The following is a 22113-nucleotide window of genomic DNA, read 5'->3' on the forward strand; positions in this document are numbered from 1 at the left end:
ACAGAGGGGGGTGTGAAGGAACGCAACCTCAGTTTCTGGTCCTCCCCCTCAAATCATCGCCAAACCACGCTTCCGCCTCGGCGGTTGGAAGGCGCGGTCAATTTCGGCGAAATCTCCGCTCGTGAGCTCGATGTCCAACGCCGCGACATTCTGCCGGATATGCTCCGGGCGGCTAGCTTTGGGAATGGCGATCACCCCGTCCTGTGCCATCACCCAGGCCAGCGCGATCTGCGCCGGCGTCGCACCGTGGCGATCGGCGATGGCATCTAACCTGGCGTTGCGCGCCAATACCCCCTGATCGACCGGCGAATAGGCCATCAGCGGCATGCCGCGTTGCCGGCTCCACGGGGCGAGGTCGAACTCGACGCCGCGCTGCGACAGATTGTAGAGCACCTGGTTGGTCTGGACATTGCCGCCGGCCGGCAACCGGACCAGCTCCTCCATCTCGCCGGTATCGAAATTGCTGACGCCCCAGTGGCGGATCTTGCCGGCTGCCTTCAACGCTTCGAATGCCTCTACCGTTTCCATCAAAGGCACGCTGCCCGGCCAATGCAGCAGATAAAGATCGATGCGGTCGGTGGCGAGATGCCTCAGGCTGTTCTCGCAGGCCCGTTTCACGCCGGTGCGCGAGGCATTGGACGGCAGCACTTTGGAGACCAGGAAAACCTCGTCGCGGCGCCCGGCGATGGCCTCCGCCACCACCTCCTCGGCGCCGCCGCTGGCATACATTTCGGCGGTGTCGATCAGCGTCATGCCGAGATCCAGCCCGAGTTTCAGGGCATTGGCCTCGTCGCCACGGCGGCGGCGGTCTTCGCCCATCTTCCAGGTGCCCTGGCCGAGCACCGGCACGGCTTCGCCGCACGGCAGGGTGGTCGTTCGTATCGTCGATGGCATGGCATGCTCCAGTTAGGCGACATCATAGCCGCCAAAGCGAATCCAGGTGAAGCCTCTTCCCCGGATTCGCTCTGATAGCGTGACGCCTACTTCACCGGATGGGCGGCGAGCCAATCCTGCATCTGCTTGATCTCGGCTTGCTGCGCGGCAATCACCGCTTCGGCCAGCTTGCGCATTTCCGGATCCTTGCCATTGGCGAGCTCGATCTTGGCCATGTCGATGGCCGCCTGGTGATGCGGGATCATGCCGCGGGCGAAATCGACATCGGCATTGCCGGAATATTCGATCGCCATCATGTCGGTATGCATCTTGTCCATCGCCGCCTTGTAGCCCTCGGTCGAGGGGCTCTGCGCGCCCATTGCGCCCATGTCGTGCTTCATCTCCTCGGCTTGTGCCGGAACGCTTTCGAGGAAAACAGCAAGCAGCATTCCCGCCGCCATCATCAAAAGCACGATCTTCTTGGCCAAGGTCATTCATTGTCTCCTTTTTCGAACAGGGTCTATCTGGAAGTTTTACTCAGAGTTTCAACGTCCTGAGCCGCAATGCGTTGGCTATCACCGAAACCGAAGACAGGCTCATCGCCGCTGCCGCGATCATCGGCGACAACAGCGTGCCGGTGAGCGGATAAAGCACGCCGGCAGCTACCGGCACGCCAAGCACATTGTAGAGGAAAGCGAAAAACAGGTTCTGGCGGATGTTGCGGATCGTCGCGCGGGCCAGCATTCGGGCCCTGACGATGCCGTTGAGATCGCCCTTGACCAGCGTAATTCCCGCACTTTCGACCGCAACATCGGCGCCTGTGCCCATGGCGATGCCGACATCGGCGGCGGCAAGTGCGGGCGCATCGTTGACTCCATCGCCGGCCATGGCGACGCCGGCACCGCTGGCGCGCAACTCCTCGACCAGCGCGTTCTTCTGTTCGGGCAAGAGCCCTGCACGCACCGCGTCGATGCCGAGCTTGGCTGCGATGGCCTTGGCGGTGCGCTCGTTATCACCGGTCGCCATGACGATCTTCAGCCCACTGTCATGCAGCGCCTTGATCGCCTCGGCGGTGGTCGCCTTGATCGGGTCGGCAACGGCAACGAGACCGGCGAGCTTGCCTGCGACAGCGGCGAACATCACGGTCTTGCCGTCGGCCTGCAGCGCCTCGGCGCTGGCCAGGACCGAAGCCGTATCGATGCCGAGATCGGCTATCATCGCGGCATTGCCGAGCGCCACCTTCTGTCCGGAAACCGTGCCGGAAACCCCCTTGCCGGTAACCGCCTCGAAACCGCTCGCGTCCGGGACTTTGACGCCGCGTTCGCGGGCGCCTTCGACGATCGCCTCGGCCAGCGGATGCTCGGAGCCTTTTTCCAGACCGGCGGCGAGCGCCAGCAGCTCGTCCTGTGCCATGCCTTCGACGGCAATGACGTCGGTCAGCCGCGGCCGGCCTTCGGTCAGCGTTCCCGTCTTGTCGACGATCAGCGTGTCGACCGAGGCAAAGCGCTCAAGCGCCGCCGCTTCCTTGATCAGCACGCCGGCATGCGCGCCGCGCCCGGTGGCGGTCATGATCGACATTGGCGTCGCAAGGCCGAGCGCACACGGACAGGCGATAATCAGCACCGAGACCGCCGAGACGATGGCAAAGACCAGGCTGGGTTCCGGTCCGACGATCGCCCAGGCGATAAACGCAATGATGGCAACCAGCACGACGGCCGGGACGAAGTAGAACGAGACGCGGTCGGCCAGCCCCTGGATCGGCGCGCGCGAACGCTGCGCCTTGGCGACCAGCTCGACGATGCGCGCCAGCGTCGTCTCGGCGCCGATCTTTTCGGCGCGCATGATCAGCGAGCCGTTCTTGTTGAGCGTGCCGCCGGTGAGGTTGTCGCCTTCGGTCTTTTCGACCGGCAGCGGCTCGCCCGTGATCATCGATTCGTCGATGGAAGAACGCCCTTCGAGCACAATGCCGTCGACCGGCACGGCATCGCCAGGCCGGACGCGCAAGCGGTCACCGGCCTTGACGGTTTCGAGCGGCACGTCGTTTTCGGAACCGTCCGAGCCGATCAGCCGCGCCGTCTTCGGCGCCAGGTCGAGCAGCGCACGGATCGCCGAGCCGGTTTTCTCGCGGGCGCGCAATTCCAGCACCTGGCCGAGGAACACCAGCGCGACGATTACCGCCGCCGCCTCGAAATAGACCGGCACGGTGCCGTCATGGCCGCGGAACTGGTGTGGAAAGAGGCCTGGAAACAGTGTGGCGACGACGCTGTAGAGATAGGCGGCACCGACGCCGAGCGAAATCAGCGTCCACATGTTGGGGCTGCGATTGCGGATCGAATCCCAGCCGCGGTGGAAGAACGGGAATGCCGCCCACAGCACCACGGGGCTGGCCAGCGCCAGTTCCAGCCAGACCTTCGCACGGTCGTCGATGAAGGCCTGGAACGTCAGGCCGAGCATCGGCGCCATGGCGATGACCAGCAATGGGACGGACAGCACCGCGCTCACCCAGAAGCGCCTGGTGAAGTCGACCAGTTCGGGGTTCGGTCCCTCGTCGCCGGTCGGCACCCCCATCGGCTCCAGTGCCATGCCGCAGATCGGGCAGGAGCCGGGCTTGTCGCGGATGATTTCGGGATGCATCGGGCAGGTGTATTGCGTGCCTTTCGGCATCGCCTGCGGCGCCGGCCTGTCGCCGAGATATTTTGCCGGCTCGGCCTCGAACTTCGCCTGGCAACCGGCGGAGCAGAAATAGAAGCCTTGGCCCTCGTGCCGCAAGAAGTGCCTGGCCGTGGCGCGGTCGACGCTCATGCCGCAGACGGGATCGGTTGCGGTCAGATATTTCTGGGGTTCGGCGACGAATTTCGAACGGCAGCTTTCACTGCAGAAATGATAGCGATGGCCGCCATGCTCGGCCGTCGGCTTGCCGGCGGCCGGATCGACGGTCATGCCGCAGACCGGATCGCGGACGACGGCGTCTGCAGCAGAGGAGGCGCCCTTTGCCGAGCAGCAATTGCCATGGGCGTGATGATGGTGATCGGAATGCGTCATGCCGAAAGCCCCTGTATTTCGATGTTGGGGCGGAGGTAGTGCTTCCAGTAACTGGAAGGTCAAGGGCTGTTTTCTATTTTTCGCGCCTAAGCCCTAGCCGAACCGACCGCGGGCGCGAGATGATCGTCCTGTCGGCGGCCGTGGAGAACGCGTCCGTCCGCCCCATACCCAGCGCCGCGAAAACGCGCTATAGACGCCGCCGAAACGGCGAGGCCGAACGGCATTCATGGCAAGAATATCCCTGAAGCTCGAGGAACTAATCGACGGCGAAGCCTTGCGCCGCGAGATGACCGAACTGACCGCGGCCACGGCAGGCGATGGTTCGGGCAAGGCCGCGCGCAGCGGCGTTCTCAAGCTGCTCAAAAGCCGGCTCGCCGACGGCCGCGCGATCGCCGAACGCATGCTGATGGACGACGGCAGCGGCACCGCCTGCGCCGCCCGGCTGTCGCATCTGATGGATGAGATCATCCGCGCGCTCTACGATTTCGCTGCCACCCATGTCTATCGAGTCAAAAACCCGTCATCGGCCGAGCGCATGGCGGTCGTCGCCGTCGGTGGCTATGGCCGCGGCACGCTGGCGCCGGGGTCCGACATCGACCTGCTGTTCCTGCTGCCCTACAAGCAGACGCCATGGGGCGAGCAGATCGTCGAATATATGCTCTACATGCTGTGGGACCTCGGCCTGAAGGTCGGCCACGCCACCCGCAACATCGACGAATGCCTCAGGCTGTCGCGCACCGACATCACCATCCGCACCTCGATCCTGGAGGCGCGCTTCCTTTGGGGCGAGCAAAAGCTCTATGACGAGCTTCTGCAGCGCTTCGACCACGAGGTGGTGCGCACCACCGGGCCCGAATATGTCCAGGCCAAGCTCGCCGAACGCGACGAGCGTCACGCCAAGGCCGGCGAGAGCCGCTACCTGGTCGAGCCCAACGTCAAGGACGGCAAAGGCGGCCTGCGCGACCTGCAGACGCTGTTCTGGATCGCCAAATATTTCTACCGGGTGCGCACCGGCGAGGAACTGATCGACAAGGGCGTCTTTACCGACGCCGAATACCGGGAATTCCAGAAGGCCGAGGACTTCCTGTGGGCGGTGCGCTGCCACATGCATTTCCTCACCGGCAAGGCCGAGGAGCGGCTGCATTTCGACATCCAGCGCGATATCGCCGAGCGGCTCGGCTACACCACCCATCCCGGCCTGTCGGCGGTCGAACGCTTCATGAAGCACTACTTCCTCGTCGCCAAGGACGTCGGTGACCTGACCCGCATTTTCTGCGCCGCGCTCGAGGAGGAGCAGGCCAAGCATGTGCCGGGCTTCAACCGCATCTTTCTCACCTTTTCGCGACGCAAGCGCAAGCTCGCCGGCACGGCCGATTTCATCGTCGACAACCACCGCATCAACATTGCCGATGACGAGGTGTTCGAACGCGACCCAGTCAATCTCCTCAGGCTGTTCTGGTTCGCCGACAAGCACGGCCTGGAATTCCACCCCGATGCGCTGAAGCTTCTGACCCGCTCGCTCGGCCTCGTCGGCAAGGCGCTCAGGCGCGACGAAGAGGCCAACCGGCTGTTCCTCGATATCTTGACCTCGGACCGCAACGCCGAGCTCAATTTGCGGCGCATGAACGAGGCCGGACTGCTGGCCAAGCTGATCCCGGATTTCGGCAAGATCGTCGCCATGATGCAGTTCTCGATGTACCACCACTACACGGTGGACGAGCACCTGATCCGCTGCATCGGCGTGCTGGCCGAGATCGAACGCGGCGACGGCGAAAAGGTCCATCCGCTTTCCCACTCGCTGATGCCGGGGCTGAAGAAGAGCCGCGAGGCGCTCTATGTCGCCGTGCTGCTGCACGACATCGCCAAGGGCAGGCCGGAAGACCATTCGCAAGCCGGCGCCAGGATCGCCCGGCGCATCTGCCCGCATATGGGGCTCTCGCCGGCTGACACCGAAACGGTCGCCTGGCTGGTCGAGAACCACCTCGTCATGTCGATGACGGCACAGACCCGCGATCTCAACGACCGCAAGACGATCGAGGATTTTGCCGCCATTGTGCAGTCGGTGGAGCGGCTGAAGATGCTGCTTGTGCTTACCGTCTGCGATATCCGCGGTGTCGGGCCTGGGGTCTGGAACGGCTGGAAAGGCCAGCTGCTGCGCACGCTCTACTACGAGACCGAGCTTTTGTTGACCGGCGGGTTTTCGGAGGTGTCGCGCGCCAAGCGGACGGCGGCGGCGCGCGAGCAACTGGCCGAGGCGCTTGCCGACTGGCCGGAAAAGGCCCGCAAGCGTTATGTCGGCCAGCACTACGAGAATTATCTGCTGGCGGTCGATCTTCCCGACCAGGTGCGCCATGCCGAATTCATCCGCGAGGCCGATCACGCCGGCAAGAAGCTCGCCACAATGGTGAAAACCCACCAGTTCGAGGCGGTGACCGAGATCACCGTGCTGGCGCAGGACCATCCGCGCCTGCTTTCGGTGATTGCCGGCGCCTGTGCGGCGGCCGGCGGCAACATCGTCGACGCGCAGATCTTCACCACCTCGGATGGTCGGGCGCTCGACACCATCCTGATCTCGAGGGAGTTCGACCGCGACGAGGACGAGCGCCGCCGCGCCGAGCGTGTCGGCCGACTGATCGAGGATGTGCTGTCGGGCAAGAGCTGGCTGCCCGAAATGATCGAGAAGCGCACCAAGCCACGGCGCGGCGCCAAGGTTTTCCGTATCCCGCCACGCGCCGAGATCCGCAACACGCTGTCGAACCGTTTCTCGGTGATCGAGGTCGAGGGGCTGGACAGGCCGGGCCTTCTGTCGGAGATCACCGGCATGTTGTCGGACCTGTCGCTCGACATCGCCTCGGCCCACATCACCACCTTCGGCGAAAAGGTCATCGACACATTCTACGTCACCGATCTCACCGGCCAGAAGATCGACAGCCCGTCGCGCACCGCGACTATCCGCAACAGGCTGATCGCGGTGCTCGATGGCACGGCGTCCGAGCGCGGCAAGACCAAAACGGCCGCCGAGTGACTGTTACCTTCCATTTGCCCCAATCGCACAGGCAGTCTTCAAGCGCATGAGCCTTGTCAAGAAATTCGCCACGGTCGCTTCCGGCACGCTGATGAGCCGCGCCCTCGGTTTCGGCCGCGAGATGCTGATGGCTGCCGCACTCGGCACCGGGCCGATCGCCGACGCCTTCAACGCCGCCTTCCAGTTCCCCAACACCTTTCGCCGGCTGTTCGCCGAAGGCGCCTTCAATGCCGCCTTCGTGCCGCTGTTCGCCAAGGAGATCGAGACGCACGGCACCGACGGCGCCAAGCGCTTTTCCGAAGAGGTGTTCGGCGTCCTGTTCACGGCGCTTCTGGCGCTGACCATCGCCATGGAACTGGCGATGCCGCTGATCGTGCGCTACCTGGTGGCGCCGGGCTTTGCCGACACGCCGGGAAAATTCGAGACGACGGTGGCACTGGCGACCGTCATGTTCCCCTACCTGATCTGCATGTCGCTCAGCGCCATGATGGCCGGCATGCTGAATTCGCTGCGCCGCTATTTCGCTGCCGCGGTGGCGCCGGTGTTCCTCAACGTCATCCTCATCGCCGTGCTTGCCTATGCCTGGTACAAGGGTTCGGATGCCCGCACCGTCGGTTTCGGTCTGGCCTGGGGCGTGCTGGCGGCCGGCCTGGTGCAGCTGGCGATCGTGTGGGCGGCGGTGCGCCATGCCGGCATTTCGATAGGCTTCCGGCGGCCGAAGATGACGCCGAACGTCAAGCGGCTGCTGATCCTGGCGCTGCCGGCGGCGATCACCGGCGGCATCACCCAGATCAACCAGCTGATCGGTACGGCGATCGCGTCGGCGCAGGACAGCGCGGTGTCGTCGCTGGCCTATGCCGACCGCGTCTACCAGCTGCCGTTGGGCGTCGTCGGCGTCGCCGTCGCCATCGTGCTTCTGCCGGAACTGTCGCGGGCGCTGAAATCGGGCAATCTGGTCGAGGCCGCCAATCTGCAGAACCGCTCGGTCGAGTTCACTTTGTTCATGACCTTGCCGGCGGCCGCCGCACTGCTGGTCATGTCCGAGCCGATCGTGCGGCTGGTCTATGAGCGCGGCGCCTTTGCCGCCAACAATTCGACGCCGACGGTCGCGGCAATCCTGGCGATCTTCGGCCTCGGCCTGCCGGCCTTCGTGCTGATCAAGGCGTTCACCCCTGGTTATTTCGCCCGCGAGGACACGCGCACGCCGATGATTTTCGCCGCCATCTCGGTGGCGATTAACATTACGACGGCACTGACGCTGTTTCCGACGATGGGCGCGCCCGGCATTGCCGTTGCCTCCGCCGTCGCCGGCTGGGTCAATGCGGCGATGCTGCTCGCCGTGCTGATCCGGCGCGGCCATTGGGGCCGCGACGTGCCGCTCATGAAACGCATCCCGCGGCTGGTGCTGTCGGCGGCGGTGATGGCGGCGGCGCTCTATTTTGCCGAACACTGGTTCGCCGCAAGGCTGGCTTCCGGCTCGCCTCTGGTGATCAAGGCGGTAACCCTGCTTGCGCTCGTCGCCGGCGGGGCGCTGCTCTACTTCGTCACCGCCTTCGCCATCGGCGGCGCAGATTTCGGCATGATCCGCCGCAATATCGGCCGGAAGGGATCCCAGCCGGTCAAGGAGCAATCTCCGGATTCATGAGGCGGAAAATTCGTCAGCGCCAATTTTGTTCTTGCTTTGTGCCGGCAGCTATGCTACTAATTTCGGTATGGTGCTAATTGGCTCCAGCGACCCGCCCGCCGAGGCGGGTTTTTGTTTCTGGTCGGCGCCATCCCCTCAAACAGCCTTCTGTTCGGCCAAGGCCAAAGCCCTGCGCGCCCTGGCCAACGCCCCTCTTGATCGTCTCCTCGCTCTCGTCCATAAGCGCGCCGTCGCAAGACTTTCGCCGCGCGCGAAACGGCCCTCCACAAGCCAGGGAAACACCATGACCGACCTCAACCAGTCCCCCTTCAAGCCGCTCGTCTTTTCCGGCGTTCAGCCAACCGGCAATCTGCATCTCGGCAACTATCTCGGCGCCATCAAGAAATTCGTCGCCCTGCAGGACACCTCCGACTGCATCTATTGCGTCGTCGACCTGCATTCGCTGACCGCACAGCTCGTCCATGAGGATCTTCAGGACCAGACGCGTTCGATCACCGCGGCGTTTCTCGCCTCGGGCATCGATCCGACCAAGCACATCGTCTTCAACCAGTCACGGGTGATGCAGCACGCCGAGCTTGCCTGGATCTTCAACTGCGTGGCGCGCATCGGCTGGATGAACCGCATGACGCAGTTCAAGGACAAGGCCGGCAAGGACCGCGAGAACGCCTCGCTCGGCCTGCTCGCCTATCCCTCCCTGATGGCCGCCGACATCCTCGTCTACCGCGCCACCCATGTGCCGGTCGGCGACGACCAGAAGCAGCATCTGGAACTGACCCGCGACATTGCGCAGAAATTCAACAACGACTTTTCGGACCGCATCGCATCGCTTGGCGTCGGCGTCGAGATGCAGGTCGGCGAGGAGACGGTGAACGGCTATTTCCCGCTGACCGAGCCGGTCATCGGCGGCCCAGCGGCGCGCATCATGTCGCTGCGCGACGGTTCGAAGAAGATGTCGAAGTCCGACCCGTCGGACCTGTCGCGCATCAATCTGACCGACGATGCCGATGCCATTTCGAAGAAGATCCGCAAGGCCAAGACCGATCCGGAGGCTTTGCCCGGCGAACTGGACGGGCTTGCCGGCCGGCCGGAAGCGGAAAACCTCGTCGGCATCTATGCCGGCCTCGCCGAAATATCGAAAGAGGCGGTGCTGACGGAATATGGCGGCCAGCAGTTTTCGGTGTTCAAGCCGGCACTGGCCGACCTTGCGGTGGAAAAGCTGGCGCCGATCGCCGGCGAGATGCGCCGCATCTCCGGCGACCGCGCCTATGTCGACGCGGTGCTGCGGGATGGCGGCGAGCGTGCCGGCGCATTGGCCGAAGCGACGATGAAGACCGTGCGCGACATTATCGGTCTGCTGCAGGGCTGAGCTGCACCAATATCGCCACAGCCGCCGGTCGCTTGCGGGCGGGCTGTGGCGGTGGCAGATTGCGACCGAAACCATCGAACAGGGTGAATATGGTCTCCAAACGCCTCAGCCGCGAAGCCGGTCATCGCCGCAAGTTCCTGGCGATCATCGACGACACGCCCGAATGCGAGCGCGCCGTCGCCTACGCCTCGAAGCGGGCGCAAAGCACGGGCGGCGTGCTGGTGCTGCTCTATGTCATCGAGCCGGATGATTTCCAGCACTGGCTGGGCGTCGAGAAGATCATGCGCGAGGAGGCGAACGCCACGGCGCGCGCCGCACTGGACAGCTACGCCAACAAGGTGCGCCAGAAGCTCGGCATCGAGCCGGAGCTGGTGGTTCGCGAGGGCAAGCCGACCGAAGAGATCCACAAGCTGATCGAGGAAGACCAGGACATCGCCATCCTGGTGCTGGCGGCAGGCGCCGGCAAGGAAGGACCCGGGCCGCTGGTCGGCGCGGTCGCCGGCAAGGGCGCCGCCTTTCCCATCCCGGTCACGGTGGTGCCGCAGAACCTGTCGGACGAGGAGATCGACAGCCTCGCCTGAGATGCGCTGATATTCAGGTGAGGCCGGCCTGCAAATGGCGGCTTCCTCCGCTTCCGGTGCTCACGTACCCAAAAGTACGCTCCGCTCCGGTTCTCGGAACCCACCATTTTCGACTCGGCCTGACCTGAATCTCAACACATCTCCAATCGTTTCAGCGAGTTAGCAAAACATTCCGCCCGCCAGCCGTTCCCGCGATGCCTTTCGCTTGAATGTCGGGCGGATAAAGCCTAATTAGAATTATTCCAAACTAGCTGCCCGAAACGGGCACGGAGACGGCCATGTTCATCCAGACCGAGTCGACGCCAAACCCGGCGACGCTGAAATTCCTGCCCGGCAAGGAAGTGCTGCAAGAAGGCACCGCCGATTTCCGCGATGCCGACAGTGCCGCGACGGCTTCGCCGCTGGCCGGCCGGCTGTTCGAGATCCCCGGCGTCACCGGCGTCTTCTTCGGCTACGATTTCATCACCGTGACCAAGGACGGCCCCGACTGGCAGCATCTGAAGCCGGCTATCCTCGGCGCCATCATGGAGCATTTCATGTCCGGTGCCCCGGTGATGGCCAAAGCCGGCCCCGCCGCCGAGACCAGCCAGACCGGCGAATTCTACGACAAGGCCGACGAGGAGCTGGTCGTCACCATCAAGGAGTTGCTCGATACGCGGGTGCGCCCGGCGGTGGCCCAGGACGGCGGCGACATCACTTTCCGCGGTTTCGAGAACGGCACAGTGTTCCTGCACATGAAGGGCGCCTGCGCCGGCTGCCCGTCGTCGACCGCGACGCTGAAGCACGGTATCCAGAACCTGCTCCGACACTTTGTGCCGGAAGTGCAGCATGTCGAACAGGTCTCCTGACGCGCCGTTTCTTCGTCAACATCGATAGACAACAAAAAACCGGGCCAAAGTGCCCGGTTTTCTGTTTGCGACGTCTGTGTTGTTGCCTAGACGGTCCGCGTATAAGGGTTCTATATCACAATGACCTTGGCGCCGACCGAGGTGCGGTCGTAGAGGTCGATAATGTCCTGGTTCATCAGCCGGATGCAGCCCGACGACATCGCCTTGCCGATCGAATTCCATTCCGGGCTGCCATGCAGGCGGTAGCCCATGTCGCCGCCCTTGTTGAACAGGTACATGGCGCGCGCGCCGAGCGGGTTCTTCAATCCCGGCTCCATGCCGCCGGCGAACTTGGCCAGCTCCGGCTGGCGCCTGATCATCTGCGAAGGCGGCGTCCAGGTCGGCCATTCGCGCTTCAGCGCGATATGGGCGGTGCCGCGCCATTCGAAACCCTCACGGCCGACGCCGATGCCGTAGCGCATCGCTTCGCCGTCGCCCATGACGAAATAGAGGAACTTGTTCTGCGTATCGACGATGATGGTGCCCGGCTTTTCCTTGGTGTCGTAATCGACGATCTGCCGGCGGTATTTGAACGGCACCTTTTCGATCGGAACGCGCGGCAGGTGATAGCCGGCGTCGGTCACCGCGCCGTAATTGTTGGTGAAGATCTGCGAGCCGATGGTGCTGCAACCGGCGACAGCCGTCGACAGCGCCAGGGCCGCGACGATTGCAAGTGACTTCATGCGCATGAAAAGGTCCGATGCCTGCCCAAACAACAGCGGCTCGAGTCGGCCGCTTTTTTCATCTTCATTCATGCTGGCATTTGCTTTGCTTGCCAAGCGGGCGATGCCTATATCCTTGGGCTTGCGTGCTGGTAAACCTGCGACTATGGCATTTCGGCAACAGCCCCCGCAGGATTATGCTGCAAAATCAATGGGCCAAGAACAAGAGCCGGAGACGAGGAAATCGCCGTGAACGTCGGTGGCGCTGCCCGGCGCTCTGGCCTGCCGGCCAAGACCATCCGCCCCTTCGAGGAGATCGGCCTGAGACGCGGCCGCTGCAGGAGATAATCCTGACGGGCCGGGTCTAATAAAGGACGCCGCGAAGTACGATCCAGGCCAGAAGCCCGAACGTGCCGATCACCAACCAATGCACCAAGGACCGTGCCGATCTTTTCAGGCAGTCCATCGGGGCGACCAGGAGCGTCGGCCATTCAACTATCGATCATGACGTAGGCGGCACCAAACACGGCAACGATGATTGCCCCAAGCACCGCCCATCCTTTGATGGCCGAGCGGATTTCCTCCGGCGTCGCCGATTTCCGGTCGTCATCTTCCGTCATGCTGTAACCCGTGGCCGACATTGAAAGCGCAAGCTGCCGGCGCTGCCAAGAGGGTGCAGCGGACATTTTTTGCGCAAAGGTGTAGGAACGTGCGCCGTTCCAGAGCAAGCGTTGCCCAGCCTTCGACACTCCGCAAAGCGCGGGCGGCGGTCACGATCCCGGTGGGCGATACCGGATCGACTTGGCTTTCCCCAGCGCCTCCATCGTCTCTTCGACACTTAACAGGACGGTGGTCTCGTACGAGCTGAGCGCGCCTCCCGCACCGATGGCGAGCATGACGGATGCCATGGATACATTGTCCGGCGCCTCCCACAGGTTCCAGCCATCGTACTCTCCGAAGGCATACCAGAACCCGTGCAGCTTGCCGCCGACCGACTCGATGTAAGAACGGGCAGCCTCGCGTCTATCCTCGGGATTATCCATCAAGCGCGCCCAGGTTTCGGGCCTGTAGCTGAATCGCGTGAGATACATCGGCATGGTTCGTCTCCTCCCAGAGCTGCCCCCACCAAGACAGTTAAGCGCCCCAATCCGGGAGAACGCGAGTCCGTTTCCGAGGCGTAGTACCGGTGGCTTAGTTGCGGGACCGCTAATAGACCTGTTTCAATTGCCTTTCCCAAGGGGAGTAAAGTCAATGGCCGCATATCTCATTGCCGATGTCGACATCACCGACGCCGCCGTTTTCGAGGAATACCGCCGTGACGTGCCGGCAACCGAAGCCCGCTACGGGGGCAGGTACATCGCTCGCGGCGGAGCCACCAAAGTTCTGGAAGGCGATTGGGAACCTCATCGCCTCGTCATTGTCGAATTCCCTGATATGGCGTCCCTCCTGGCATGGTACGACTCTCCGGAATACGGCCGCCTCAAAGTCATCCGCGAACGCTGCGCAAAGACGAGGATCATTGCTCTGGAGGGCATGATTCCGGTTAGCTAGAGGGCTGGGTCGATGACAATGGCAAATCTGAGTTGCCATATCTGGGGCGGCCCGGCGACAGAACAGGATATGAATCAGCAAGCTTCAAACTTTCGGGCGGAAAATGACGGCCAACGATGGGAGGATGACGCCGGAAGCACTCATTGAACGGGACCTACACATCAATATGGCCCCACACCGGATCGGCAGACCTAGGGTTGTGTCATGGCGTTGAAAATGCCGGCGCCAACTATCGCACATAAGACTGCGGCCCCAAGCCCTCCCACAATGATGCACCACCAGGCGCGGCCATTTCCCCGAAGTACGGGATTCATTTTTATCATCCGTCGCGCCAGAAGCCCCTGATAGAGTGCATAAGAAGACCCGAAACCGGCGAGCCAAATGACGGAAAATACGACGCCCCGCGTGAGCATCCTATTGAGCCTAGTCTGCTCGACCGTCAAACTTGCATTCTCAGTAACCATGCTTCGCCACCTTTTTGATTACGCTGCGACCACTATCGGGCATGCAGCGGTGAATATTAGATCAACCGCGACGCCTCGCGAAAACATAGCTCCCCTCACCAGTAGGAACCGCATTCATAACGCGAGCGGCCCGCCTTGTGGAAGAGCGGGCCTTGTGGCGACCGCTCCACAGTATTTTGCAGATAGGTTTGTCAGCCAGGTAATCGCCTAGCCATTCCCCTACGGCTGGGTAGCGCCGATGGCGCTTGTAAGGACGATGGGCGATCACTATCTACAAAATGATAGCGAACAAGCTGGAAACGTCGGTGCGAATCCGACGACCCCGACCAATCGGGGTTTCGTCTAGAGTAGGACACCACACTTGGTAAACGCCGCTCCCTTCCGGTCGAGCGGCGTTTTCGTTTCCCCCCTAAGGGACCCCTAAGGGTGGGTAGCGTCAGCCTGCTGGTCTGCCTCTACGAGCCGATCCGGGCAAGATATTGTCGCCTACGAGACGGTCTTCGGACGATAGTTTGGGCGGTATGAAAGGACCGGTTGCGCCGATCTCGCCTAGCCAATCTTCATAGCCATCGTTCATCTTGGCTTTCAGAGCGTCAGGCTCAATTACTCCGGATTGGAACAGGCTCATGAGACGCCGCCCGAAGTGTTGCCGTGCGGGGTGCCATTCGGGGATTCCAGCTTCGTCGCAGTAGCCTTTGAGCACGGTAGCGAGCATTGAAAGCTGCCTGGGGTCGATTGAAGTGTCGTGTGACATTTGCTTTTCCCTTGTGGGGCGAAAGCGTGATCGACTCTTCCAAGCGCCAGGCGCCCGTTCAAATTGGCCAGCGACGTTCCTTCAGTACGCTTTAGTCAGGGATTAGCGAGTCAAATCGGTGCCGGCCTGTCTCGTCCTTAACGAATCCGCACCTTGGGTTTGTCAACCATACAATCGCCCGCAAAAACCGGGTTCAAACCGTGAACAAAATCTGGCATGGTGCGGCCATGCCGATCATCTCACCTCTACCCCTCAACCCGCTCATCGATGGCCGCCAGTCGGAGCGCGCCATGCTGGTCAGGCGTGGCGTGCAGCGGCTGCTCAAGCAGATGGGCGCGCATGTCTTGCCCGAACTGTCGCTGGCGACCGGGCGCCGCGCCGATCTCGTGGCGCTAACCCGCCAGGGCGACATCTGGATCATCGAGATCAAATCCTCGATCGAGGATTTCAGGGTCGACCGCAAATGGCCGGACTACCGGCTGCATTCCGACCGCTTCTTCTTCGCCACGCATCCGGGCGTGCCCCAGGAGATCTTTCCGGAAGAGTGCGGCTTCATTCTCTCCGACGGCTATGGTGCCGAGATTTTGCGCGATGCGCCCGAGCACCGCATGGCGGCGGCGACACGCAAGGCGCTGATGCTAAGGATCGCGCGCACCGGCGCTGCGCGGCTGCTGGCAGCGGAGCTTGCCGGGGTGTCGGTGCCGGCGCTGGAGGGTGAGAGCGAGTAGGGGGTTTCCCTCTCCGTAGTCATGGAGGCTTGCGCTGCCCCGGCTGCCGCCACCTTGCATAAGAGATGACGTATGACTGCGGTGTTCCGCAAGGAACGCCAACAGCCGGGTGTAGCCTTCGTCTTCCCAGTGCAGGTCGAGATTTGGAAATGAAACCCGGCACGAGGACGAGATCGAGCGATCCCTGGCCGACCACCTGATAGGCGATCCGCACGTCGCCACTGAGGGCGTATCGAGTTTCGATCGGCCTCACGAGTTGTCCGCCCGACCCGACGATTTCTTATCGCCGGATCATAGCAGAGGCGCGCGGCTTGCGGCAGATGAAACTTTAGAGCGGGTGAATGTAGGCCCGCGGCGCCTACTTCTGTGACGCGGCGGTCTCGGTGTTCGCTCCGCCGACGCTAAAACCTGCGCCCTCCGGCGCGCCCGGCCGCTTGATGTGTGGCGCGGCCGCGACGACAAGCTCGTTGAACCCTTCGCCGCCGCTGTCCAGCATCTGGAACAATTGCCGGCGCATTCTCGGCTCCCAGAACTTGTTGATGTGCTCGGCGACGCCTGCAATGCCTTGCTCGCGCGGCTTGGAGTGGAAAAAGGCGGCGATCTGGTTGGCCATGCGAACCAGCTTTTCGCTGGTGCTCATGAGGTGGCCTTCGTCATGCGACATGCTTGGCAACTCCGGAAACCACGCGGTCAGGATGGGTGAAAATATCGAAATCGTCGCCGCGCACCAGCGCCACCAGCGTCATGCCGGCGTCGTCCGCGGTGCGGATGGCAAGTGCCGTCGGCGCCGAGACGGCGATGATGACGGCCGAGCCGATCGCCGCGGTCTTCTGCACCATCTCGACCGAAACACGCGACGTGACGACGATGGCCCCCGACCTGCCGTCGATACCGGTCCTGGCCAGTGCGCCGGCCAGCTTGTCCAACGCGTTATGGCGGCCGACATCTTCGCGCGCCATGACGATGCCCTTGCCGGGAAGGTAAAAACCGGCGGCGTGGACGGCACCGGTTTCGGCGTGCAGTGGCTGCAGCTTCGACAAAAGCTTGACCGAGCGGACGATGTCATCGGCCTGAAGTGTAAGTTGCGACGCACCGACCGGGTTTACCGAGCGCATCGCCTCCTCGATCGATTCGATACCGCACAACCCGCAGCCGACCGGGCCGGCCAGCCGTCTGCGACGCGCCTCGAAGCGGGTGTTGGCGCTGTCCTTCAGCCTGATCTGGATATCGATGCCGGCGCCGTGGTCCTCGACCTCGATCGCTTCGATTTCGTCCGGCGAGGCAATGATGCCTTCGGTCAGCGAGAAGCCGAGCGCGAAATCCTCGAAATCGGCCGGGCTTGCCATCATCACCGCATGCGTGGTGCCGGCAAAGGAGAACGCCACCGGCGTCTCTTCCGGCACCATGCGGTTGGCGGCCGCAGTGCCGCCCGCGCGGCGCGCGAGGCGCGAGATCTGCGCAATGGCTTTGCGGCGCGCGGTCAAGGACTACTCCGCCGCTTCCAACTTCGCAATGCGGCGGCTTTGCTTTGCCTGCTCGTCATAGTCGCGCTGCCATTCCGACGGGCCGTTGGATGCACCCACCTGCACCGCGGTCACTTTGTATTCCGGGCAGTTGGTCGCCCAGTCGGAGAAGTCGGTGGTGATGACGTTGGCCTGGGTGTCAGGATGGTGGAAGGTCGTATAGACGACGCCCGGCGACACCCGCTCGGTGATCAGCGCGCGCAGCGTCGTCTCGCCGGAGCGGCTGGTCAGCCGCACCCAGTCGCCATCGCGCAGGCCGCGATTTTCGGCATCGTGCGGATGGATCTCCAGCCGGTCCTCGCTGTGCCACACGACGTTGTCGGTGCGCCGGGTCTGCGCGCCGACATTGTATTGCGACAGGATGCGGCCGGTGGTCAGCAGCAGCGGGAAGCGCGGCCCGGTCCTCTCGTCGGTCGCGACGTATTCGGTGCGGATGAACTTGCCCTTGCCGCGCACGAAGCCGCCAATATGCATGATCGGCGTGCCTTCCGGCGACTTCTCGTTGCAGGGCCACTGCACCGACCCCACCCGGTCGAGAAGGTCGAAGGAAACACCGGCAAAGCTCGGTGTTGTCTTGGCGATCTCGTCCATGATCTGCGACGGATGCGTGTAGTTCCAGCCGAGGCCGAGCGCCTTGGCGAGCTGCTGCGTCGCTTCCCAGTCGGCATAGCCGCATTTCGGCTCCATCACCTTGCGCACCATGTTGATGCGGCGCTCGGCATTGGTGAAGGTGCCGTCCTTCTCGAGGAAGGTCGAGCCAGGCAGGAAGACATGCGCGTAGTTGGCCGTCTCGTTGAGGAAGAGGTCGTGCACGACCACGCATTCCATCGCGGCGAGACCCGCGGCGACATGCTTGGTGTCGGGGTCCGACTGCAGGATGTCCTCGCCCTGAACATAGAGCCCCTTGAACGAGCCGTCGACGGCTGCGTCCAGCATATTGGGGATGCGCAGGCCGGGCTCGTCGTCGAGCTTGACGCCCCACAGGCTCTCATAGATGGCGCGCACGGCGTCGCCTGAAATGTGGCGATAGCCGGGAAGCTCGTGCGGGAACGAGCCCATGTCGCAGGAGCCCTGCACATTGTTCTGGCCGCGCAGCGGGTTCACGCCGACGCCCGGCCGGCCGATATTGCCGGTCGCCATGGCGAGATTGGCAATGGCGATGACGGTGGTCGAGCCCTGGCTGTGCTCGGTCACGCCGAGGCCGTAATAGATCGCGCCGTTGCCGCCGCGGGCGTAGAGCCGTGCCGCGCCGCGTATGTCGTCGGGATCGACATTGGCAAGCTGGCCGACGACCTCCGGGCTGTTTTCCGGCAGTGCCACGAACGATGCCCAATCCTGGAACTCGTCCCAGTCGCAGCGCTCGCGGATGAAAGCCTCGTCGAACAGGCCTTCGGTGACGATGACATGGGCAAGCGCTGTCAGCATGGCGACGTTGGTGCCCGGCTTCAGCGGCAGATGGAACTGTGCTTCGACATGGGCCGAGCGCACGATGTCGGTGCGGCGCGGATCGAGAACGATCAGCTTGGCACCCTGGCGCATGCGCTTTTTCATGCGCGATGCGAACACCGGATGCGCATCGGTCGGATTGGCGCCGATCAGCAGGATGACATCCGTCTGCTCGATCGAATCGAAATCCTGCGTGCCGGCGGAGGTGCCGAAGGTCTGGCCGAGGCCATAGCCGGTCGGCGAATGGCAGACGCGGGCGCAGGTATCGACATTGTTGTTGCGGAAGCCCTGCCGGACCAGCTTCTGGACGAGGTAGGTCTCCTCGTTGGTGCAGCGCGACGAGGTGATGCCGCCGATCGAGGTGCGGCCGTACTGGTATTGGATGCGGCGGAATTCGTTCGCCGTGTGGGTGAGCGCCTCTTCCCACGACACTTCGCGCCACGGATCGCTGACCCGCTCGCGGATCATCGGCTTCAGGATCCGGTCCTTGTGCGTCGCATAGCCATAGGCGAAGCGGCCTTTGACGCAGGAGTGGCCGTGGTTGGCCTTGCCTGCCTTGTAGGGCATCATGCGGATGACCTCGTCGCCCTTGACCTCGGCCTTGAACGAGCAGCCGACGCCGCAATAAGCGCAGGTGGTGACGGTCGAGCGCTCGGGCAGGCCTTTCGCCAGCACTGTCTTTTCCCTCAGCGCATCGGTCGGGCAGGCCTGCACGCAGGCCCCGCACGACACGCATTCGGAATCGACGAACGCCTCGTGCATTCCGGCCGAGACCCTGGATTCGAAGCCGCGGCCCTCGATGGTCAGCGCGAACGTGCCTTGGACCTCTTCGCAAGCGCGCACGCAGCGCGAGCAGACGATGCACTGCGCCGGATCGTAGGTGAAATACGGGTTCGATTCATCGCGGGCGATGTAGTCGATGGTCAGCGAGCCATGGCCGGGCGCCACGCCGTTTTCCTGCTTGACGTGGTTGCGGCCGTCCACGCCATAGCGGTTCTCGGTCAGGCCGACCGTCCTGGCGACCTTGTCGAACTCGCTGGCGCCGGTGCCGGCCTTCTCGCCCCACGCCGCCGGGTGGTCGGAGACATAGAGTTCCATCACGCCGCGGCGGATGGCGTTCAGCCGGTCGCTCTGCGTATGCACGACCATGCCTTCGCCCACCGGCGTCGTGCACGAAGCCGGCGTGCCGCCGCGCCCATCGATTTCGACGAGGCAGACCCGGCAGGAGCCGAACGAGTCCAGCATGTCGGTGGCGCAGAGTTTCGGGATTTCAACGCCCGCTTCCATCGAAGCGCGCATGATCGAGGTACCCGCCGGCACCGTCACCGACTTGCCGTCGACCGTCAGCGTCACCTGCTGTTCAGCGTCGGAGGCGGGCGTGCCGTAGTCGATTTCCTGGACCAGCGATTTGATGTCGAATGCCGCGTTCATGCCTGTCCGCTCCTATTCCGCTGCTTCGGCGACCGGCGTCGGCCGAAAGTCGTCCGGGAAATGGTTGAGTGCACTCATCACTGGATATGGGGTGAAGCCGCCGAGAGCGCAAAGCGAGCCGAACTTCATCGTGTTGCAAAGGTCGGTGACCAGCGCGATCTGCTTTTCCGGTTCGATGTTCTGGGCGAGCCGGTCCAGCACCTCGACGCCGCGCGTCGAGCCGATGCGGCACGGCGTGCACTTGCCGCAGCTCTCGATGGCGCAGAATTCCATGGCAAAGCGTGCCTGCTTCAGCATGTCGGCGCTGTCGTCGAAAACGACGATGCCGGCATGGCCGATCAGCCCGTCCTTGGCGGCAAACGCCTCGTAGTCGAACGGCGTGTCGAACAGGGCGCGCGGGAAATAGGCGCCGAGCGGGCCACCCACTTGCACCGCCTTGACCGGACGCCCGGTCGCCGTGCCGCCGCCGATATCGTCGACGATCTCACCCAGCGTCATGCCGAATGCGGCCTCGTAGAGACCGGGATACTTGACGTTGCCGGCAATCTGGATCGGGATGGTGCCGCGCGAACGGCCCGTGCCGAAATCCTTGTAGAAGGCGGCGCCCTTGTCCATGATCACCGGCACCGAGGCCAGCGAGATGACGTTGTTGATTACCGTCGGCTTGCCGAACAGGCCCTTGTGCGCCGGCAGCGGCGGCTTGGCCCGCACCTGTCCGCGCTTGCCTTCGAGGCTGTCGAGCAGGGCGGTCTCCTCGCCGCAGACATAGGCGCCGGCGCCGACGCGGACTTCCATGTCGAATGAATTGGCCGAGCCGAGCACATTGATGCCGAGCACGCCGGCCTTGCGGGCGATCTCGACGGCCTTCTGCATCACCGCCACCGCATGCGGGTATTCGGAGCGGATATAGATGAAGCCCTTGGTCGCGCCGGTGGCGAGGCCGGCGATCGCCATGCCTTCGATCAGCACGAAGGGGTCGCCTTCCATGATCATGCGGTCGGCGAACGTGCCAGAATCGCCTTCATCGGCATTGCAGACGATGTATTTGCGGTCGGCCGACGTATCGAGCACCGTCTTCCACTTGATGCCGGTCGGGAAGCCGGCGCCGCCACGACCGCGCAGCCCGGACTCGGTCACCTGCTTGACAATGTCCGCCGGCGTCATCGCCACTGCATTCTGCAGGCCTTTGAGCCCGCCATGCGCCTTGTAGTGATCGAGCGACAGCGGATCGGTGACACCGCAGCGCGCAAAGGTCAGCCGCGTCTGTCTGGCCAGGAACGGGATCTTGTCCGGTGCGCCCAGCCAGCGCTTGTGGCGGCCGCCGGTGAGGAAGCCGCAGTCGAACAGGCTTTTGACGTCGGAGGGCTTCACCGGCCCATAGGCGACGCGGCCATTGGCTGTTGCCACTTCGACCATCGGCTCGAGGAAATAGGCGCCGCGCGAGCCGTTGCGCACGATCTTGGCCTCGATGCCACGCTCGGCCAATTCCGCCCGAATCGCCTTGGCGACCTTTTTCGCACCCAGCGCCAGCGCGCCGGAATCGCCGGGAATATAGATACGCGGGATCATGAGCGCACCTCGGCAACGATCTCATTGAGCTTTTCGTCGTCGAGCCGCCCGATCACCTCGCCGTCCAGCATCGCCGACGGCGAGCAGGCGCAAAGGCCGAGGCAATAGACCGGCTCCAGCGTCACCGAACCGTCGCGGGTTGTCTCGTGGAAGCCTATGCCCAGCAATGATTTGAGCTTGGCGGCAATCGCATCCGAACCCATCGACTGGCAGGCTTCCGCCTGGCAGAGCTTCAGCACATGGCGGCCGGCCGGCTGGCTGCGATAATCGTGATAGAAGGTGACGACGCCACGCACCTCCGCCCTGGAAATGTTCAGCGCCTCGGCGATGACCGGCAGCGCGTCCTGCGGCACATAGCCGAACTCTTCCTGTATGCCGTGCAGGATCGGCAACAGCGGGCCTTCGAGGCCTTTCAGCTCGTGGATGATCGCCGCCGTGCGCGATGCGATCTCGGTACTTGCAGGCTGCATCGTCATGCAGCGCCCTCCCTGGTCGTGGCGGTCTTCCGCTAAGTGCTTAGGAAATCAGAGGAAACCCGCTAAATCAATAAAGCCGATCCGTTGCTC

18 protein-coding genes and 1 pseudogene are annotated in these 22113 nt (G+C 63.4%); 8 read left to right on the forward strand and 11 right to left on the reverse strand.

Annotated elements, in window-relative coordinates; all coding sequences use genetic code 11:
- Positions 1 to 48 precede the first annotated feature (48 nt).
- The 3 genes from NKH21_RS19015 to NKH21_RS19025 form a co-directional block, all read right to left on the reverse strand.
- Entirely contained in the window at positions 49 to 894 is an 846-nt protein-coding gene (locus tag NKH21_RS19015) for an aldo/keto reductase (protein ID WP_352866838.1), read from the reverse strand.
- Between the two features lie 86 nt (positions 895 to 980).
- Positions 981 to 1367 (reverse strand): CopM family metallochaperone, encoded by a 387-nt coding sequence (gene copM, locus NKH21_RS19020; protein ID WP_352866840.1) that lies wholly within the window; start codon positions 1365 to 1367, stop codon positions 981 to 983.
- A 43-nt stretch (positions 1368 to 1410) separates the two neighbouring features.
- Positions 1411 to 3915 (reverse strand): heavy metal translocating P-type ATPase, encoded by a 2505-nt coding sequence (locus NKH21_RS19025; protein ID WP_352866842.1) that lies wholly within the window; start codon positions 3913 to 3915, stop codon positions 1411 to 1413.
- A gap of 226 nt (positions 3916 to 4141) precedes the next feature.
- On the opposite strand from NKH21_RS19025, the gene NKH21_RS19030 reads away from it, so the two are divergent.
- The 5 genes from NKH21_RS19030 (at position 4142) to NKH21_RS19050 (ending at position 11380) form a co-directional block, all read left to right on the forward strand.
- Complete coding sequence (locus NKH21_RS19030) at positions 4142 to 6940, forward strand: [protein-PII] uridylyltransferase (RefSeq protein ID WP_352866844.1); 2799 nt, start codon at positions 4142 to 4144, stop codon at positions 6938 to 6940.
- Between the two features lie 46 nt (positions 6941 to 6986).
- The gene (gene murJ, locus NKH21_RS19035) at positions 6987 to 8585 is read left to right on the forward strand and encodes a murein biosynthesis integral membrane protein MurJ (protein WP_352866847.1); all 1599 of its coding nucleotides are present in this window, start codon (positions 6987 to 6989) and stop codon (positions 8583 to 8585) included.
- Positions 8586 to 8868: 283 nt separating this feature from the next.
- Positions 8869 to 9951, forward strand: coding sequence for a tryptophan--tRNA ligase (gene trpS / locus NKH21_RS19040; protein WP_352866850.1), 1083 nt, complete (start codon positions 8869 to 8871; stop codon positions 9949 to 9951).
- Positions 9952 to 10040: 89 nt separating this feature from the next.
- The gene (locus tag NKH21_RS19045) at positions 10041 to 10532 is read left to right on the forward strand and encodes a universal stress protein (protein WP_352469977.1); all 492 of its coding nucleotides are present in this window, start codon (positions 10041 to 10043) and stop codon (positions 10530 to 10532) included.
- A 278-nt stretch (positions 10533 to 10810) separates the two neighbouring features.
- A complete protein-coding gene (locus tag NKH21_RS19050; protein ID WP_023676386.1) occupies positions 10811 to 11380 on the forward strand; it encodes a NifU family protein in 570 nt (189 codons plus the stop codon).
- 110 nt (positions 11381 to 11490) lie between these two features.
- Here NKH21_RS19050 and NKH21_RS19055 read toward each other — a convergent pair whose 3' ends face one another.
- Positions 11491 to 12108 (reverse strand): L,D-transpeptidase, encoded by a 618-nt coding sequence (locus NKH21_RS19055; protein ID WP_352866852.1) that lies wholly within the window; start codon positions 12106 to 12108, stop codon positions 11491 to 11493.
- A gap of 222 nt (positions 12109 to 12330) precedes the next feature.
- Here NKH21_RS19055 and NKH21_RS19060 point away from each other — a divergent pair.
- Positions 12331 to 12405: pseudogene (locus tag NKH21_RS19060) on the forward strand (Cu(I)-responsive transcriptional regulator); the annotation flags it as partial.
- 167 nt (positions 12406 to 12572) lie between these two features.
- On the opposite strand, the gene NKH21_RS19065 reads toward NKH21_RS19060, so the two are convergent.
- Both NKH21_RS19065 and NKH21_RS19070 read right to left on the reverse strand, forming a co-directional pair.
- Positions 12573 to 12809 (reverse strand): hypothetical protein, encoded by a 237-nt coding sequence (locus tag NKH21_RS19065; RefSeq protein ID WP_352866854.1) that lies wholly within the window; start codon positions 12807 to 12809, stop codon positions 12573 to 12575.
- 42 nt (positions 12810 to 12851) lie between these two features.
- On the reverse strand, positions 12852 to 13178 hold the full coding sequence (locus NKH21_RS19070; RefSeq protein ID WP_352476054.1) for a GYD domain-containing protein: 327 nt from the start codon (positions 13176 to 13178) through the stop codon (positions 12852 to 12854).
- A gap of 154 nt (positions 13179 to 13332) precedes the next feature.
- Here NKH21_RS19070 and NKH21_RS19075 point away from each other — a divergent pair, with 154 nt between their 5' ends.
- Together NKH21_RS19075 and NKH21_RS19080 are read left to right on the forward strand one after the other, a co-directional pair.
- Positions 13333 to 13632 (forward strand): DUF1330 domain-containing protein, encoded by a 300-nt coding sequence (locus NKH21_RS19075; RefSeq protein WP_352665380.1) that lies wholly within the window; start codon positions 13333 to 13335, stop codon positions 13630 to 13632.
- A gap of 1445 nt (positions 13633 to 15077) precedes the next feature.
- Complete coding sequence (locus tag NKH21_RS19080; protein ID WP_352866950.1) at positions 15078 to 15578, forward strand: MmcB family DNA repair protein; 501 nt, start codon at positions 15078 to 15080, stop codon at positions 15576 to 15578.
- A 358-nt stretch (positions 15579 to 15936) separates the two neighbouring features.
- Here the strand turns inward: NKH21_RS19080 and NKH21_RS19085 are convergent, their stop codons facing one another.
- The 5 genes from NKH21_RS19085 to NKH21_RS19105 are packed head-to-tail and all read right to left on the reverse strand — an operon-like array spanning position 15937 to position 22023.
- A complete protein-coding gene (locus tag NKH21_RS19085) occupies positions 15937 to 16242 on the reverse strand; it encodes a formate dehydrogenase subunit delta (RefSeq protein ID WP_352866857.1) in 306 nt (101 codons plus the stop codon).
- The gene (gene fdhD / locus NKH21_RS19090) at positions 16232 to 17062 is read right to left on the reverse strand and encodes a formate dehydrogenase accessory sulfurtransferase FdhD (protein ID WP_352866860.1); all 831 of its coding nucleotides are present in this window, start codon (positions 17060 to 17062) and stop codon (positions 16232 to 16234) included. The genes NKH21_RS19085 and fdhD overlap by 11 nt, the downstream gene beginning before the upstream one ends.
- Before the next feature lie 3 nt (positions 17063 to 17065).
- Complete coding sequence (gene fdhF / locus NKH21_RS19095) at positions 17066 to 19978, reverse strand: formate dehydrogenase subunit alpha (RefSeq protein ID WP_352866862.1); 2913 nt, start codon at positions 19976 to 19978, stop codon at positions 17066 to 17068.
- Positions 19979 to 19990: 12 nt separating this feature from the next.
- Positions 19991 to 21547, reverse strand: a complete 1557-nt coding sequence (locus tag NKH21_RS19100; RefSeq protein WP_352866864.1) for a formate dehydrogenase beta subunit — start codon at positions 21545 to 21547, stop codon at positions 19991 to 19993.
- A complete protein-coding gene (locus NKH21_RS19105) occupies positions 21544 to 22023 on the reverse strand; it encodes a formate dehydrogenase subunit gamma (protein ID WP_352866866.1) in 480 nt (159 codons plus the stop codon). The genes NKH21_RS19100 and NKH21_RS19105 overlap by 4 nt, the downstream gene beginning before the upstream one ends.
- Positions 22024 to 22113 lie beyond the last annotated feature (90 nt).

Source organism: Mesorhizobium sp. M1329, assembly GCF_040318035.1.
Taxonomy (GTDB): Bacteria; Pseudomonadota; Alphaproteobacteria; order Rhizobiales; family Rhizobiaceae; genus Mesorhizobium.

Coding starts and splice junctions, on each gene's coding strand:
- NKH21_RS19080 (WP_352866950.1), top strand. CDS start 15,078: ATGCCGATCATCTCACCTCTACCCCTCAACCCGCTCATCGATGGCCGC.
- NKH21_RS19105 (WP_352866866.1), bottom strand. CDS start 22,023: ATGACGATGCAGCCTGCAAGTACCGAGATCGCATCGCGCACGGCGGCG.
- NKH21_RS19055 (WP_352866852.1), bottom strand. CDS start 12,108: ATGCGCATGAAGTCACTTGCAATCGTCGCGGCCCTGGCGCTGTCGACG.
- NKH21_RS19025 (WP_352866842.1), bottom strand. CDS start 3,915: ATGACGCATTCCGATCACCATCATCACGCCCATGGCAATTGCTGCTCG.
- fdhF (WP_352866862.1), bottom strand. CDS start 19,978: ATGAACGCGGCATTCGACATCAAATCGCTGGTCCAGGAAATCGACTAC.
- NKH21_RS19075 (WP_352665380.1), top strand. CDS start 13,333: ATGGCCGCATATCTCATTGCCGATGTCGACATCACCGACGCCGCCGTT.
- murJ (WP_352866847.1), top strand. CDS start 6,987: ATGAGCCTTGTCAAGAAATTCGCCACGGTCGCTTCCGGCACGCTGATG.
- copM (WP_352866840.1), bottom strand. CDS start 1,367: ATGACCTTGGCCAAGAAGATCGTGCTTTTGATGATGGCGGCGGGAATG.
- NKH21_RS19050 (WP_023676386.1), top strand. CDS start 10,811: ATGTTCATCCAGACCGAGTCGACGCCAAACCCGGCGACGCTGAAATTC.
- trpS (WP_352866850.1), top strand. CDS start 8,869: ATGACCGACCTCAACCAGTCCCCCTTCAAGCCGCTCGTCTTTTCCGGC.
- NKH21_RS19085 (WP_352866857.1), bottom strand. CDS start 16,242: ATGTCGCATGACGAAGGCCACCTCATGAGCACCAGCGAAAAGCTGGTT.
- NKH21_RS19045 (WP_352469977.1), top strand. CDS start 10,041: ATGGTCTCCAAACGCCTCAGCCGCGAAGCCGGTCATCGCCGCAAGTTC.
- NKH21_RS19030 (WP_352866844.1), top strand. CDS start 4,142: ATGGCAAGAATATCCCTGAAGCTCGAGGAACTAATCGACGGCGAAGCC.
- NKH21_RS19070 (WP_352476054.1), bottom strand. CDS start 13,178: ATGCCGATGTATCTCACGCGATTCAGCTACAGGCCCGAAACCTGGGCG.
- NKH21_RS19015 (WP_352866838.1), bottom strand. CDS start 894: ATGCCATCGACGATACGAACGACCACCCTGCCGTGCGGCGAAGCCGTG.
- NKH21_RS19100 (WP_352866864.1), bottom strand. CDS start 21,547: ATGATCCCGCGTATCTATATTCCCGGCGATTCCGGCGCGCTGGCGCTG.